The organism is Pseudomonas sp. GW823-FHT05G12 (assembly GCF_058795575.1).
Genome location: NZ_CM179501.1, coordinates 4,922,013 through 4,936,715 on the forward strand (window position 1 = coordinate 4,922,013; position 14,703 = coordinate 4,936,715).

Below are 14,703 nucleotides of genomic sequence, written 5' to 3' on the forward strand. Positions count from 1 at the left end.
CTGCAAGAGCCGCCTTGTGCTGCGAACAGCCGCAGGGCGGACATGCCCTTAATACCCCCTTAACACAAAGGGGAAACACTCCCTCACAATCCTTAACAAAGTGTCATTTGCGCAGAGCCGGGCTCAAGCGCAGCATATCCAGCCCGGTGTCGACCCATTTTTCGACATCGCCCAGCAGATCGACACTGTCAGGCAGCAATAGCCAGCGCCCGATCAGGCCATCGACATAGGCAAACATGGCCACCGCCGCGCGCTCGACATCCAGCTCGCCAGGCAACTGGCCCCGGCGTACGGCATTGGCCAGCGCCAGGGTGATGCCCTTGTGGCAATCCAGCACCGCACTCTGGCGCTGCTGGCGAATTTCACACATGTCATCGGTGAACTCGCACTTGTGATGCAGGATTTCATTGATACGACGGGTTCGGGCATCGAGCACCAGCTCGTTGAACACTTGCAACAGCAGCTTGCGCATGCAGCCAAGCGGGTCGAGTTCATCCTCGCTTTCGCTCGCGCGCGCCAAATGGTCATGGGTCTCGCGCAGGCTGTCGAGCAACGCCTGCACCAGCTCGGCCTTGTTGTTGAAGTGCCAGTAGATCGCCCCCCGCGTCACACCCGCCAGTTCGGCGATGTCGGCCAGGGTGGTTCGCGCGACCCCGCGCTTGTAGAAGGCCCTTTCCGCCGCCTCGATGATCTGGGCGCGGGTTTCCTGGGCTTCTTCTTTGGTTCTACGGACCATGGCAGCACAACCTCATCTGGCCCGAACGCGCAGCGCGTGCGGGGACGCTCCGGGGGCACCTCTGCCGGGGCCTCTCGGATGAGCTAATCAAACGCTGCGGCTGTACCTGAGTACAACCCAGCAGTATTTACAAACAACCATGAATGTAAGTATATTCCTTAGCAAGCTATTTATCCACCGGATAGCATTTTTTCCAGATCAAGATCTCTTCCATTACTCTTGAGCGTCTCCCTGCTCCAGCGACCCGAGGATCCTCATGCAATTCAAGCCAGCCGTTACCGCTCTGGTTTCCGCCGTCGCCCTGGCAACCCTGCTCAGTGGCTGTAAGAAAGAAGAAGCAGCGCCCGCGGCGCAGGCTCCTCAGGTCGGCGTCGTGACCATCCAGCCGCAAGCCTTCACCCTCACCTCGGAATTGCCGGGGCGAACCAGTGCCTACCGCGTCGCCGAAGTGCGCCCGCAGGTCAACGGCATCATCCTCAAGCGCCTGTTCAAGGAAGGCAGTGAGGTCAAGGAAGGCCAGCAGTTGTATCAGATCGACCCTGCCGTGTACGAAGCCACCCTTGCCAATGCCAAGGCCAACTTGCTGGCTACACGCTCACTGGCCGAACGCTACAAGCAACTGATTGACGAGCAGGCCGTCTCCAAACAGGAATACGACGACGCCAATGCCAAACGATTGCAGGCCGAGGCTTCGCTCAAGAGCGCACAGATCGACCTGCGCTACACCAAGGTTCTGGCGCCGATCAGCGGCCGTATCGGTCGCTCTTCGTTCACCGAAGGTGCACTGGTGAGCAACGGTCAGACCGACGCCATGGCCACCATCCAGCAGCTCGATCCTATTTATGTCGACGTTACCCAGTCCACCGCCGAGCTGCTCAAGCTGCGCCGTGACCTGGAAAGCGGCCAGTTGCAGAAGGCCGGCAAAAACGCCGCCTCGGTTCAGCTGGTGCTGGAAGACGGCAGCCTGTTCAAGCAGGAAGGCCGCCTGGAATTCTCCGAAGTCGCGGTCGACGAGACCACCGGCTCGGTAACCCTGCGCGCCCTGTTCCCCAACCCCGATCACACCCTGCTGCCAGGCATGTTCGTGCATGCGCGGCTCAAGGCCGGGGTCAACACCAACGCCATCCTGGCACCGCAACAAGGCGTGACCCGCGACCTCAAGGGCGCACCCACCGCCCTGGTGGTCAACCAGGAGAACAAGGTCGAACTGCGCCAGCTCAAGGCCAGCCGCACCTTGGGTAGCGACTGGCTGATCGAGGAAGGCCTCAACCCGGGTGACCGCCTGATCACCGAAGGGCTGCAGTACGTGCGCCCAGGCGTCGAGGTGAAGGTCAGCGATGCCACCAACGTCAAGAAGCCGGCCGGCCCTGATCAGGCCAACGCGGCGAAAGCAGACGCCAAAGCGGAGTAAACCATGTCGAAGTTCTTTATCGATCGCCCGATCTTCGCCTGGGTGATCGCCTTGGTGATCATGCTGGTCGGGGCCTTGTCCATCCTGAAGCTGCCGATCAACCAGTACCCCAGTATCGCGCCGCCGGCCATCGCCATCGCCGTGACCTACCCGGGCGCCTCGGCGCAAACCGTGCAGGACACCGTGGTGCAGGTGATCGAGCAGCAGCTCAACGGTATCGACAACCTGCGTTATGTGTCGTCGGAAAGTAACTCCGACGGCAGCATGACCATTACCGCCACCTTCGAACAGGGCACCAACCCCGACACCGCGCAGGTACAGGTACAGAACAAGCTGAACCTGGCCACCCCGCTGCTGCCGCAGGAAGTGCAGCAGCAAGGTATCCGCGTCACCAAAGCAGTGAAGAACTTCCTGCTGGTGATTGGTCTGGTCTCCGAAGACGGCAGCATGACCAAGGACGACCTGGCCAACTACATCGTCTCGAACATGCAGGACCCGATCTCGCGTACCGCCGGTGTGGGTGACTTCCAGGTGTTCGGTGCGCAGTACGCCATGCGTATCTGGCTCGATCCGGCCAAGCTGAACAAGTTCCAGCTGACCCCGGTCGACGTCAAGACCGCTGTGGCCGCACAGAACGTGCAGGTGTCTTCCGGCCAGCTCGGCGGCCTGCCAGCCCTGCCGGGCACCCAGCTGAACGCCACCATCATCGGCAAGACCCGCCTGCAAACCGCCGAGCAGTTCGAGAGCATTCTGCTCAAGGTCAACAAAGACGGTTCACAGGTGCGCCTGGGTGACGTCGCCCAAGTGGGCCTGGGGGGTGAAAACTACGCCGTCAGCGCCCAGTTCAACGGCAAGCCGGCTTCCGGCCTGGCGGTAAAACTGGCAACCGGCGCCAACGCCCTGGACACCGCCAAGGCACTGCGCGAGACCATCAAAGGCCTGGAACCGTTCTTCCCGCCGGGGGTCAAGGCGGTATTCCCGTATGACACCACCCCAGTGGTCACCGAATCGATCAGCGGCGTGATCCACACCCTGATCGAAGCCGTGGTGCTGGTGTTCCTGGTGATGTACCTGTTCCTGCAGAACTTCCGCGCCACCATCATCACCACCATGACCGTACCGGTGGTATTGCTGGGTACCTTCGGCATCCTTGCCGCCGCGGGCTTCAGCATCAACACCCTGACCATGTTCGCCATGGTTCTGGCCATCGGCTTGCTGGTGGACGACGCCATCGTCGTGGTGGAGAACGTCGAGCGGGTCATGTCCGAGGAAGGCTTGCCGCCCAAGGAAGCGACCAAACGCTCGATGGAACAGATCCAGGGCGCCCTGGTGGGTATCGCCCTGGTGCTCTCGGCCGTACTGCTGCCCATGGCGTTCTTTGGCGGCTCCACGGGTGTGATCTACCGGCAGTTCTCCATCACCATCGTCTCGGCCATGGGCCTGTCGGTGCTGGTTGCGCTTATCTTCACCCCGGCGCTCTGCGCAACCATGCTCAAACCGCTGAAGAAGGGCGAGCACCACACCGCCAAAGGCGGCTTCTTCGGCTGGTTCAACCGCAACTTCGACCGCAGCGTCAATGGCTACGAGCGCAGTGTAGGCACCATCCTGCGCAACAAGGTGCCATTCCTGCTGGCCTATGCGCTGATCGTGGTAGGCATGATCTGGCTGTTCGCCCGCATCCCTACCGCGTTCCTGCCGGAAGAAGACCAGGGCGTACTGTTCGCTCAGGTGCAGACCCCGGCCGGCTCCAGTGCCGAACGCACGCAGGTCGTGGTCGACCAGATGCGTGAATACCTGCTCAAGGACGAAGCCGATACCGTATCGTCGGTGTTCACCGTCAACGGCTTCAACTTCGCAGGCCGCGGCCAGAGCTCGGGCATGGCCTTCATCATGCTCAAACCCTGGGATGAACGCTCGAAGGAGAACAGCGTGTTCGCCCTGGCCCAGCGCGCCCAGCAGCACTTCTTCACCTTCCGTGATGCGATGGTGTTCGCCTTCGCCCCGCCAGCGGTGCTTGAACTGGGTAACGCCACCGGCTTCGACGTGTTCCTTCAGGACCGCGGCGGTGTCGGCCACGCGAAGTTGATGGAGGCGCGCAACCAGTTCCTGGCCAAAGCTGCGCAGAGCAAGATCCTCAGCGCCGTGCGCCCGAACGGCCTGAACGATGAACCGCAGTACCAGCTGACCATTGATGACGAACGTGCCAGCGCCCTGGGCGTGACCATTGCCGACATCAACAACACCCTGTCGATTGCCTTGGGTGCCAGCTACGTCAACGACTTCATCGACCGTGGCCGGGTCAAGAAGGTGTACATCCAGGGCGAACCCAGCGCGCGGATGAGCCCGGAAGACCTGCAAAAATGGTACGTGCGCAACGGCGCAGGCGAGATGGTGCCGTTCTCCTCCTTCGCCAAAGGCGAATGGACCTACGGTTCGCCGAAGCTGTCGCGTTACAACGGTGTCGAAGCGATGGAAATCCTCGGTGCACCGGCGCCTGGCTACAGTACCGGTGAAGCCATGGCCGAGGTCGAGCGCATTGCAGGCGAGCTGCCAAGCGGTATCGGCTTCTCCTGGACCGGCATGTCCTACGAGGAAAAGCTCTCCGGCTCGCAGATGCCGGCGCTGTTCGCCCTCTCGGTGCTGTTCGTGTTCCTGTGCCTGGCGGCCCTGTACGAAAGCTGGTCGATCCCGATCGCTGTGGTGCTGGTAGTACCGCTGGGTATCATCGGTGCGCTGATCGCCACCAGCCTGCGCGGCCTGTCCAACGACGTGTACTTCCTGGTTGGCCTGTTGACCACCATCGGTCTTGCGGCGAAAAACGCCATTCTGATCGTGGAATTCGCCAAGGAGCTGCACGAACAAGGCCGCAGCTTGTACGACGCAGCGATCGAGGCGTGCCGCATGCGTCTGCGCCCCATCATCATGACCTCGCTGGCGTTCATCCTGGGCGTGGTACCGTTGACCATCGCCAGCGGCGCCGGCGCCGGCAGCCAGCACGCCATCGGTACTGGCGTGATCGGCGGCATGATCAGTGCGACCGTGCTGGCTATCTTCTGGGTACCACTGTTCTTCGTCGCAGTGTCGTCGCTGTTCGGCAGCAAAGAGCCGGAAAAAGACGTCACCCCTGAAAATCCACGTTATGAGGCTGGGCAATGACCAAGTCTTTGTTGTCCCTGGCGGTAACCGCTTTCATTCTTGGCGGCTGCTCGCTGATCCCTGACTACCAGACCCCGGAGGCGCCGGTGGCTGCGCAGTGGCCGCAAGGCCCTGCTTACTCGCCGACGCAATCGGCGGATGTTGCCGCTGCTGAACAGGGCTGGCGCCAGTTCTTCCACGACCCGGCGCTGCAACAGCTGATCCAGACCTCGCTGGTCAATAACCGCGACCTACGGGTCGCGGCGTTGAACCTCGACGCCTACCGTGCGCAATACCGCATTCAGCGCGCCGACCTGTTCCCGGCGGTTTCGGCCACCGGCAGCGGCAGCCGCCAGCGTGTCCCGGCGAACATGTCGCAAACGGGCGAATCTGGCATCACCAGCCAGTACTCGGCCACCTTGGGCGTCAGCGCCTACGAGCTGGACCTGTTCGGCCGCGTGCGCAGCCTGACCGAGCAGGCCCTGGAAACCTACCTCTCCAGCGAGCAGGCGCGTCGTTCCACGCAAATCGCCCTGGTAGCCAGCGTGGCCAACGCCTACTACACCTGGCAGGCCGACCAGGCCCTGTTCAAGCTGACCGAAGAAACGCTGAAGACCTACGAGGAAAGCTACAACCTCACCCGTCGCAGCAACGAGGTCGGCGTGGCCTCGGCCCTGGACGTCAGCCAGGCGCGTACCGCCGTGGAAGGCGCCAGGGTCAAGTACTCGCAGTACCAGCGCCTGGTCGCCCAGGACGTCAACAGCCTGACCGTGCTGCTGGGCACCGGCATTCCTGCCGACCTGGCCAAGCCGCTGGAGCTTGATGCCGACCAACTGGCCGAAGTACCGGCCGGCCTGCCATCGGATATCCTTCAGCGTCGCCCGGACATTCAGGAAGCCGAGCACCTGCTCAAGGCTGCCAACGCCAACATTGGTGCAGCCCGCGCAGCGTTCTTCCCGAGCATCAGCCTGACCGCGAACGCTGGTAGCCTGAGCCCCGACATGGGCCACCTGTTCTCGGGCGGCCAGGGCACCTGGCTGTTCCAGCCGCAGATCAACCTGCCGATCTTCAACGCCGGTAGCCTGAAAGCCAGCCTGGACTACTCGAAAATCCAGAAGGACATCAACGTCGCCAAGTACGAAAAAACCATCCAGACGGCCTTCCAGGAAGTCTCCGATGGCCTGGCGGCACGCAAGACCTTTGAAGAGCAGTTGCAGGCCCAGCGCGACCTGGTGCAGGCGAACCAGGACTACTACCGCTTGGCCGAACGCCGTTACCGCATCGGGATTGACAGCAACCTGACCTTCCTCGATGCCCAACGCAACCTGTTCAGTGCCCAGCAAGCGCTGATCGGAGACCGCCTGTCGCAGCTGACCAGCGAGGTCAACCTGTACAAGGCGCTTGGCGGTGGCTGGTACGAGCAGACCGGGCAGGCCAACCAGCAGGCATCGGTGGAAACACCGAAAGGCTGATCGGCCTTGTTACAGCACAAGCCCACCCTTAGCGGTGGGCTTTGCTTTTTTAGTGCCTGTGCCGGCCAGTATCCCTGGTGATTCACCGTCGCAGCCACCACCGTATTCGCGGGTGAACCCGCTCCTACGCGGATCGTGTGGTGGACACATATCGGTGGTTGGGCGCAAGCCGTTGTAGGAGCGGGTTCACCCGCGAAGAGGCCGCCCCAGGAGAGTTATTAACCAACCGGAACATTCCGTTCGATTATCGCCCCGTTCCGTTTGCGGCGAATTGCCTCACCCCCGCACTACCCCGCACCATCCCCACCACGCAACGTTACCCAAGTTCATCAAAAACACCCGCACCTGCAGGCCCGATCCTGCAGTGCACCGGCTCGACCATAAAAACAAGAGATCCACGACAGATGAGCATTTCGCTACCCGCACGTCAGCTGCTGCCTGGCCTGTTGGCCATGTCCTGCGCCCTCCCCGCATTCGCCGCCAACGAAGGTGGTTTCATCGAGGACGCCAAGGCCACCCTCAACCTGCGCAACTTCTACATCAACCGTAACTTCGTCGACCCGGCCCACCCACAGGGCAAGGCCGAGGAATGGACACAAAGCTTCATCCTCGATGCCCGTTCCGGTTTCACCCAGGGCACGGTCGGTTTCGGCGTGGACGTACTGGGCCTGTACTCGGTCAAGCTCGACGGCGGCAAAGGCACCACCAACACCCACCTGCTGCCAGTGCATGACGACGGCCGCCCGGCCGATGACTTTGGCCGGCTGGGTGTGGCGCTGAAGGCCAAGCTGTCCGAAACCGAGCTGAAAGTCGGTGAATGGATGCCGGTACTGCCAATCCTGCGTTCGGACGATGGCCGCTCACTGCCGCAAACCTTCCGCGGTGGCCAGCTGACCTCCAGGGAAATCGCCGGCCTGACCCTGTACGCCGGCCAGTTCCGCGGCAACAGCCCGCGCAACGATGCCAGCATGGAAGACATGTCGCTCAACGGCAAAGCCGCCTTCACCTCCGACCGTTTCAACTTCGGCGGCGGTGAGTACACCTTCAACGACAAGCGCACCATGATCGGCCTGTGGGATGCCCAGCTCAAGGACATCTACCGCCAGCAATACCTCAACCTGACGCACAGCCAGCCGCTGGGCGACTGGACGCTGGGCGCCAACCTGGGCTACTTCATCGGCAAGGAAGATGGCGCCGAACGGGCCGGCAAGCTGGACAACCGCACCGCCTCCGCCTTGCTTTCCGCGCGCTACCAAGGCCACACCTTTTACGTTGGCCTGCAGAAGGTCAGCGGCGACGATGCCTGGATGCGGGTCAATGGCACCAGTGGCGGTACCCTGGCCAACGACAGCTACAATTCAAGCTTCGACAATGCCAAGGAGCGTTCCTGGCAGGTTCGCCATGACTTCAACTTCGCCACCGTCGGCGTACCCGGGCTGACCCTGATGAACCGCTATATCAAGGGTGACAACGTCACCGTGGGCAGCGTGGACGATGGCAAGGAATGGGCGCGGGAAACAGAGCTGGCCTATGTGGTGCAGTCGGGCAGCTTCAAGGACCTGTCGCTGAAATGGCGCAACTCGACCATGCGTCGCGACTTCAGCACCAACGCGTTCGATGAGAACCGCTTGATTGTGAGTTATCCGCTGAATCTTCTGTGACTCAATTGGCCTCTTCGCGAATAACCCCGCGAAGAGGCCAGACGCCCTCCCTTTTGAAAGCATCATTGGCAACAGCGTGATGAAAACCCTGCCATGAATTGCCCAGTGCGAGCTGCCGCCATTCGCTGAGCTGATGATGGTGGTGACTGCAGGCTATCCTGATCACTATCCGCTACAGGTGAAACAAAGCTGAACAGGGAGGCACAACAATGAAAACCCTCGTCGACCACCTGAGCCAATACGCCAACTACCACCGCGATCCACGCAACATCGCCACCCACTTCGTCGGCATCCCCATGATCGTGCTGGCAGTCACCATCCTGCTTTCACGCCCAGGCTGGGAGATAGCTGGCATGTGGCTGTCCCCTGCCCTGCTGGCAGCGGCGGCGTCTGTGTGGTTCTACTTGCGCCTGGACCTGCGCTTCGGGCTGGTGATGGGGCTGTTGCTGGGCCTGTGCCTGTGGGTCGGTGAGGCGCTGGCAGTGCAGTCGACAACGCTATGGCTCGGCGCCGGGCTGGGGACGTTCGTGGTGGGCTGGATCATCCAGTTCATCGGCCATTACTACGAAGGCCGCAAACCGGCATTTGTCGACGACGTGAGCGGCCTGATCATCGGGCCACTGTTCGTGGTGGCGGAAGCTGCGTTCATGCTGGGCCTGTGCCCGACCCTGAAGCGCGCCGTGGAAGCCAACGCCGGCCCGATTGCCATGCGGCAAAAAAAGGCATCGGTGTAAAGGCCATTCGCGGGCAAGCGCCCTGTTGCAGGGGCCTGCCCGTGATCACGGTTTACTGGCGAGACTCTACGCCAAGTTCATCCCACACCGACTCAGCCAGGTGGAACGTGGCATTGGCCGCCGGAATGCCGCAGTAGATCGCGCTCTGCATCAGCACTTCCTTGATCTCGTCGCGGGTCACGCCATTGTTGGCCGCCGCACGCAGGTGCAGCTTCAGCTCGTCGTTGCGGTTCATGCCGATCAGCATGGCGATGGTGATCAGGCTGCGGGTATGGCGCGGCAGCCCCGGGCGGGTCCAGATGTCACCCCAGGCGTGGCGGGTGATCATTTCCTGGAACTCGCCATTGAAGTCGTTGAGCTTCTCCAGGCTGCGGTCCACGTGGGCATCACCCAGCACTGCGCGGCGCACTTGCATGCCAGCGTCGTAACGTTGTTTCTCGTCCATGGTGTTGTCCTCAGTGAGCCAGCAGGAAATCGAGCACGCGGCGGCTGAAGGCCTCGCCAATCTCGACGTTGGACAGGTGCGCCGCCGGGAAGTCGACGTACTCGGCACCTTGGATACCGGCCTGCATGAAGCGGCCATGCTCAGGGGTGGTAACCACGTCTTCCGTACCGGCAACGATCAGCGCGGGCACCTGGATGCGGCCCAGTTGCTCACGATAATCAGCGTCACGTACCGCTGCACAGTTGCCTGCGTAGCCTTGCGGGCTGGTTTGCGCCAGCATCTGGCAGATACGCTGGGCCTGCTCCGCCTGTGCCTGGGCAAAGCCCGGGGTGAACCAGCGGGCGATGGAGGCATCGCGCAGGTCGACCATGGCCTGCTGGCCGCCTTTGAGTACCGTGTCGATACGGGTGTTCCACACCTCGTCATTGGCGATCTTGGCGGCCGTGTTGCACAGGGTCAGGCTGTGCAGGCGCTCACCTGCATGGATACCCAGCCACTGGCCGATCAGGCCGCCCATCGACAGGCCGACGAAGTGAGCCTTCTGAATGTCCAGGCCATCGAGCAGGGCCAGCACGTCGCGGCCCAGCTGTTCGATGCTGTAAGGGCCTTCAGTGACCAGCGATGCGCCGTGACCACGGGTGTCATAGCGCAGCACCCGGAAGTGCTGGCTCCAGAGCGGAATCTGGGTGTCCCACATGCCCAGGTCGGTACCCAGCGAGTTGGACAGGACCAGCACCGGGGCGTCATCCGGGCCATCGATCTGGTAATTCAAAACGCCATCGGCCAGTTGCAAGTGCGCCACAGCGGTCTCCTTCAGGCAGTGAAACGTTGATGTTCGGACACGGCGCGCGCCACCCAGACGCGGGCCTGGCCCAGGTAATGGGCAGGGTCGAGCAGACGATCGAGTTCTTCGCCAGACAGCTCGGCGCTGACCTGTGGCTCGTCACCCAGCACGGCACGCAGGTGCCGCTGTTCGGCCACCGCGCGCTGGCAGCATTGTTCCAGCAGGTGGTGGGCACGGTCGCGACCCAGACGCTGGGCGAGGACGATGCTCACCGCTTCGGCCAACACCAGGCCTTGGGTCAGGTCGAGGTTACGGCGCATGCGCGCGGCATCCACCTCCATGCCCTCGGCAATCACTTGAGCCTGGCGCAGGGCGCCAGAGACCAGGCAGCAGATATCCGGCAGGGTTTCCCACTCGGCATGCCATAGGCCCAGGCTGCGCTCGTGCTCCTGAGGCATGGCTGCGAACAGCGTCGACAGCAAGCCCGGCACGCGGGTCGCGGCACCGATCAACACGGCGGCACCCACCGGGTTGCGCTTGTGTGGCATGGTCGAAGAACCACCCTTACCCGGCGCAGAAGGCTCAAACACCTCCCCCGCCTCGGTTTGCATCAGCAAGCTGATATCACGGCCGAACTTGCCCAGGCTGCCGGCAACCAGGCCCAGTACCGAGGCAAACTCCACCAGGCGGTCGCGCTGGGTGTGCCAGGGCTGCTCGGGCAGGGTCAGCTTGAGCTGTTCGGCCAACGCTTCGGCCACCGGCATCGCCTTGCTACCCAGGGCCGCCAGGCTACCCGAGGCACCGCCGAACTGCAGGACCAGCAGGCGCGGGCGCAGTTCCTGAAGGCGCTGACGGTGGCGGGTCAAAGCACCCAGTACACCGGCCAGTTTCATGCCCAGGGTCACCGGGGTGGCGTGCTGCAACCAGGTACGACCCACCAAGGGCGTATCGGCGTGCTTCAAGGCCTGCTGCGACAGGGTATCGGCCAGCTTGCCGAGGTCGGCCTCGATCAAATCGAGGGCATCGCGCAGCTGCAGAACCAGACCGGTATCCATCGCATCCTGGCTGGTGGCCCCAAGGTGCACATAGCGCTCAGCCTCAGGCACGCCGGTGGCGATCACCTTGCCCAACGCTTTCACCAGCGGAATGGCCGAGTTGCCCGCGGTGGCGATGGCATTGGCCAGCGCGCCAACGTCGTAGCGCTCGGCCTGGCATGCCGCCTCGATGGCCGCTACCGCGCTGTGCGGGACCAAACCGGCAGAGGCTTCGGCACGGGCAAGCGCGGCTTCGAAATCCAGCATGCCCTGCAGGCGGCCTCGGTCGGAGAAAATCTCGCGCATGGCCGGCGCGGTGAAATAGGCGTCGAACAGTTGGTTGCTCATGCAGCGTCCTTAATCATCATGGTGCAGGTACGCCGCCTGCTTCGGCAGGCGCAGGCTGAACAGGAAGGCAATCGCCATCATCGCCGTCACGTACCAGTAGAAAGTGTTTTCCATCCCCAGGGTTTTCAGGCCCAGGGCCACATACTCGGCCGAACCGCCGAATGCTGCGTTGGCCACCGCGTAGGCCAGGCCAACACCCAGTGCACGCACCTGCGGCGGGAACATCTCGGCCTTCACCAGACCACTGATCGAGGTGTAGAAACTCACGATACACAGGGCCAGGCTGATCAGCACGAAGGCCATGATCGGGCTGGTCACGGTTTTCAGCGCCATCAGCAGCGGCACGGTGCACAGGGTACCCAGGCCGCCGAACAGCAGCATCGAATTGCGCCGGCCGATACGGTCGGACAGCATGCCGAAGAACGGCTGCACCACCATGAACAGGAACAACGCCCCGGTCATTACGTAGCTGGCGTTCTTGGCGGTCATGCCCGCGGTGTTGACCAGGTACTTCTGCATATAGGTGGTGAAAGTATAGAAAATCAGCGAGCCACCCGCGGTGTAGCCCAGTACCGTGATGAACGCCGCTGCGTGATTGCGGAACAAACCTCCGATCGAACCTGCATCCTTGTCATTGCGGGCTTCGGCGCTACTGGTCTCGTGCAGCGAACGGCGCAGCATCAGCGAGATCAGGGCGGCGATGGCGCCCACCACGAAGGGAATGCGCCAGCCCCAGGCCCGCAGTTCATCTTCAGTCAGCAGCTGTTGCAGGATCACCACGACCAGGACCGCCAGCAACTGGCCGCCGATCAGGGTGACGTACTGGAACGAAGCAAAGAAGCCGCGCTGCCCACGCAGTGCTACTTCACTCATGTAGGTGGCCGTGGTGCCGTATTCGCCCCCTACCGACAGCCCCTGGATCAGGCGGGCCAGCAATAGCAGCGCCGGGGCCCAGGTGCCGATGCTGGCATAGGTGGGCAGGCAGGCGATCATCAGCGAGCCGAAGCACATCATCAGCACCGAGATCATCAGGGAATTCTTGCGACCATGGCGGTCGGCGAGGCGGCCGAAGATCCAGCCACCAATGGGGCGCATCAAAAAGCCCGCGGCGAATACACCTGCCGTGTTCAATAGCTGCACGGTGGGGTCGTCGGAGGGGAAGAAGGCCGGGGCGAAGTAGATCGCGCAGAAGGCGTAGACGTAGAAGTCGAACCATTCCACCAGGTTGCCTGATGAGGCACCGACAATAGCGAAGATGCGCTTGCTGCGTTCTTCGCCGGTGTAATAGGTTGAGGTCATGACGGGTTTACTCCTGGAGGGTCCTAGGTAGTTCTAGACATACCTAGTAACACACTCGTTCCGCTATCGGGCTGGCAATGGGCCTTATGTCTCACAGGAGAGGCCTCTTCGCGGGGAAGCCCGCTCCCACAGGTGATTGCGTGGATCCCTGTTGGAGCGGGCTTCCCCGCGAAGAGGCCGGTACAGGTCAAACCCGCTCGATGGCCAACGCCAGACCTTGGCCGACACCCACACACATGGTCGCCAGGCCCTTGCGACCGCCACTCTTCTCCAGCTGGTGCAACGCAGTCAGTACCAGGCGTGCACCGCTCATGCCCAGGGGGTGGCCCAGGGCAATGGCACCGCCATTAGGGTTTACCTGGGGCGCATCGTCAGCCACACCCAGCTCACGCAGCACCGCCAGGCCTTGGCTGGCAAACGCTTCGTTAAGCTCGATCACGTCGAAATCACTTACCGCTATCCCCAGACGCTCGGTCAGTTTGCGCACCGCCGGCACCGGGCCAATGCCCATGACACGTGGCGCAACGCCGCCGCTGGCCATGCCCAGAACACGGGCACGCGGAGTCAGGCCGTGTTTCTTCACCGCTGCGGCCGAGGCCAGGATCATCGCCGCAGCACCGTCGTTCACGCCCGAGGCGTTGCCGGCGGTGACCGTCTTGTCCGGGCCGTTGACCGGCTTGAGCTTGGTCAGCGCCTCCAGCGTGGTTTCAGGGCGCAGGTGTTCGTCACGTTCGACGATGATTTCGCCCTTCTTGTGAGCGATACGCACCGGCACGATTTCTTCGGCAAAGAAGCCGGCAGCCTGTGCAGCGGCAGCCTTCTGCTGGCTGCGCAGGGCGAACGCGTCCTGGTCAGCACGCGAAACCTGATAGTCGTCGGCCACGTTGTCGGCGGTTTCCGGCATGGAATCCACACCGTACTGGCTCTTCATCAGCGGGTTGATGAAACGCCAGCCAATGGTGGTGTCTTCCAGCTTCATGTTGCGCGAATAGGCGCTTTCAGCCTTGCCCATGACGAATGGGGCGCGCGACATCGACTCGACGCCACCGGCAATCACCAGCTCCATCTCGCCGCTGGCGATGGCGCGGAACGCGGTGCCGACGGCATCCATGCCCGACGCGCACAGACGGTTCAGGGTGACGCCCGGGATGCTTTCCGGCAGGCCGGCCAGCAGCAGTGCCATGCGGGCCACGTTGCGGTTGTCTTCACCGGCCTGGTTGGCGCAGCCGAAGAACACTTCGTCTACCTGGTCCCACTGCACGCCAGGGTTGCGCTCGATCAGCGCCTTCAGCGGCACGGCTGCCAGGTCGTCGGCCCGCACGCTGGCCAGGGCGCCGCCGAAGCGGCCGATCGGGGTACGGATGGCATCACAGATGAATACGTCGTGCATCAGGCTTCTCCTGCCAGCTGGCCATGGTCAGCGGCGGTACGGGCGTCGAGGTCACGCATGGCGGACAGCTCGATTTGGGTGGGTTCGGAAATGGTCTGCGCGTGGCATTTGGAGGCTCCTGGTCAGGGTGCTTCGGTAAACCCAGATTAAGGAGACTGGTAGGTACCTTACAATCCGATAATCGACTATCTGTGCGATTAACGAACCATTTGTTGCGCAACTATCCACCCCACGCGCAGGGCAACTGTGCGCCC

General features: G+C 62.5%; 11 protein-coding genes and 1 pseudogene. 5 read left to right on the plus strand and 7 right to left on the minus strand.

What is annotated here, in order from left to right; all coding sequences use genetic code 11:
- Positions 1-103: 103 nt before the first annotated feature.
- The gene (gene ttgR / locus AC3RCM_RS22520) at positions 104-736 is read right to left on the minus strand and encodes an efflux transport transcriptional regulator TtgR (protein ID WP_012053630.1); all 633 of its coding nucleotides are present in this window, start codon (positions 734-736) and stop codon (positions 104-106) included.
- Positions 737-992: 256 nt separating this feature from the next.
- Between ttgR and ttgA the strand changes: the two genes are divergently transcribed.
- The 5 genes from ttgA to AC3RCM_RS22545 all read left to right on the plus strand — a co-directional run bounded on the left by ttgA (position 993) and on the right by AC3RCM_RS22545 (position 9,149).
- Positions 993-2,147, plus strand: a complete 1,155-nt coding sequence (ttgA, locus tag AC3RCM_RS22525) for a toluene efflux RND transporter periplasmic adaptor subunit TtgA (protein ID WP_064491135.1) — start codon at positions 993-995, stop codon at positions 2,145-2,147.
- Positions 2,148-2,150: 3 nt separating this feature from the next.
- Positions 2,151-5,303, plus strand: coding sequence for a multidrug efflux RND transporter permease subunit TtgB (gene ttgB / locus AC3RCM_RS22530; RefSeq protein ID WP_014754360.1), 3,153 nt, complete (start codon positions 2,151-2,153; stop codon positions 5,301-5,303).
- The gene (locus tag AC3RCM_RS22535; RefSeq protein WP_010952492.1) at positions 5,300-6,754 is read left to right on the plus strand and encodes an AdeC/AdeK/OprM family multidrug efflux complex outer membrane factor; all 1,455 of its coding nucleotides are present in this window, start codon (positions 5,300-5,302) and stop codon (positions 6,752-6,754) included. Before ttgB ends, AC3RCM_RS22535 begins: the two co-directional genes overlap by 4 nt.
- 404 nt (positions 6,755-7,158) lie before the next feature.
- Entirely contained in the window at positions 7,159-8,415 is a 1,257-nt protein-coding gene (locus AC3RCM_RS22540; RefSeq protein ID WP_064491136.1) for an OprD family porin, read from the plus strand.
- A gap of 209 nt (positions 8,416-8,624) precedes the next feature.
- Entirely contained in the window at positions 8,625-9,149 is a 525-nt protein-coding gene (locus AC3RCM_RS22545; RefSeq protein WP_064491137.1) for an Mpo1 family 2-hydroxy fatty acid dioxygenase, read from the plus strand.
- A gap of 52 nt (positions 9,150-9,201) precedes the next feature.
- Here the strand turns inward: AC3RCM_RS22545 and pcaC are convergent, their stop codons facing one another.
- The 6 genes and pseudogenes from pcaC to AC3RCM_RS22575 form a co-directional block, all read right to left on the minus strand.
- The gene (pcaC, locus tag AC3RCM_RS22550; protein WP_010952489.1) at positions 9,202-9,594 is read right to left on the minus strand and encodes a 4-carboxymuconolactone decarboxylase; all 393 of its coding nucleotides are present in this window, start codon (positions 9,592-9,594) and stop codon (positions 9,202-9,204) included.
- A gap of 10 nt (positions 9,595-9,604) precedes the next feature.
- Complete coding sequence (gene pcaD / locus AC3RCM_RS22555) at positions 9,605-10,396, minus strand: 3-oxoadipate enol-lactonase (protein ID WP_014754363.1); 792 nt, start codon at positions 10,394-10,396, stop codon at positions 9,605-9,607.
- Between the two features lie 11 nt (positions 10,397-10,407).
- Positions 10,408-11,760 (minus strand): 3-carboxy-cis,cis-muconate cycloisomerase, encoded by a 1,353-nt coding sequence (locus AC3RCM_RS22560; protein WP_010952487.1) that lies wholly within the window; start codon positions 11,758-11,760, stop codon positions 10,408-10,410.
- 9 nt (positions 11,761-11,769) lie between these two features.
- Complete coding sequence (locus tag AC3RCM_RS22565) at positions 11,770-13,059, minus strand: MFS family transporter (protein WP_010952486.1); 1,290 nt, start codon at positions 13,057-13,059, stop codon at positions 11,770-11,772.
- A gap of 187 nt (positions 13,060-13,246) precedes the next feature.
- A complete protein-coding gene (pcaF, locus tag AC3RCM_RS22570; protein WP_172835047.1) occupies positions 13,247-14,452 on the minus strand; it encodes a 3-oxoadipyl-CoA thiolase in 1,206 nt (401 codons plus the stop codon).
- Positions 14,449-14,544: pseudogene (locus AC3RCM_RS22575) on the minus strand (CoA-transferase subunit beta); the annotation flags it as partial. The pseudogene AC3RCM_RS22575 and the gene pcaF, both read right to left, overlap by 4 nt.
- Between the last annotated feature and the right edge of the window lie 159 nt (positions 14,545-14,703).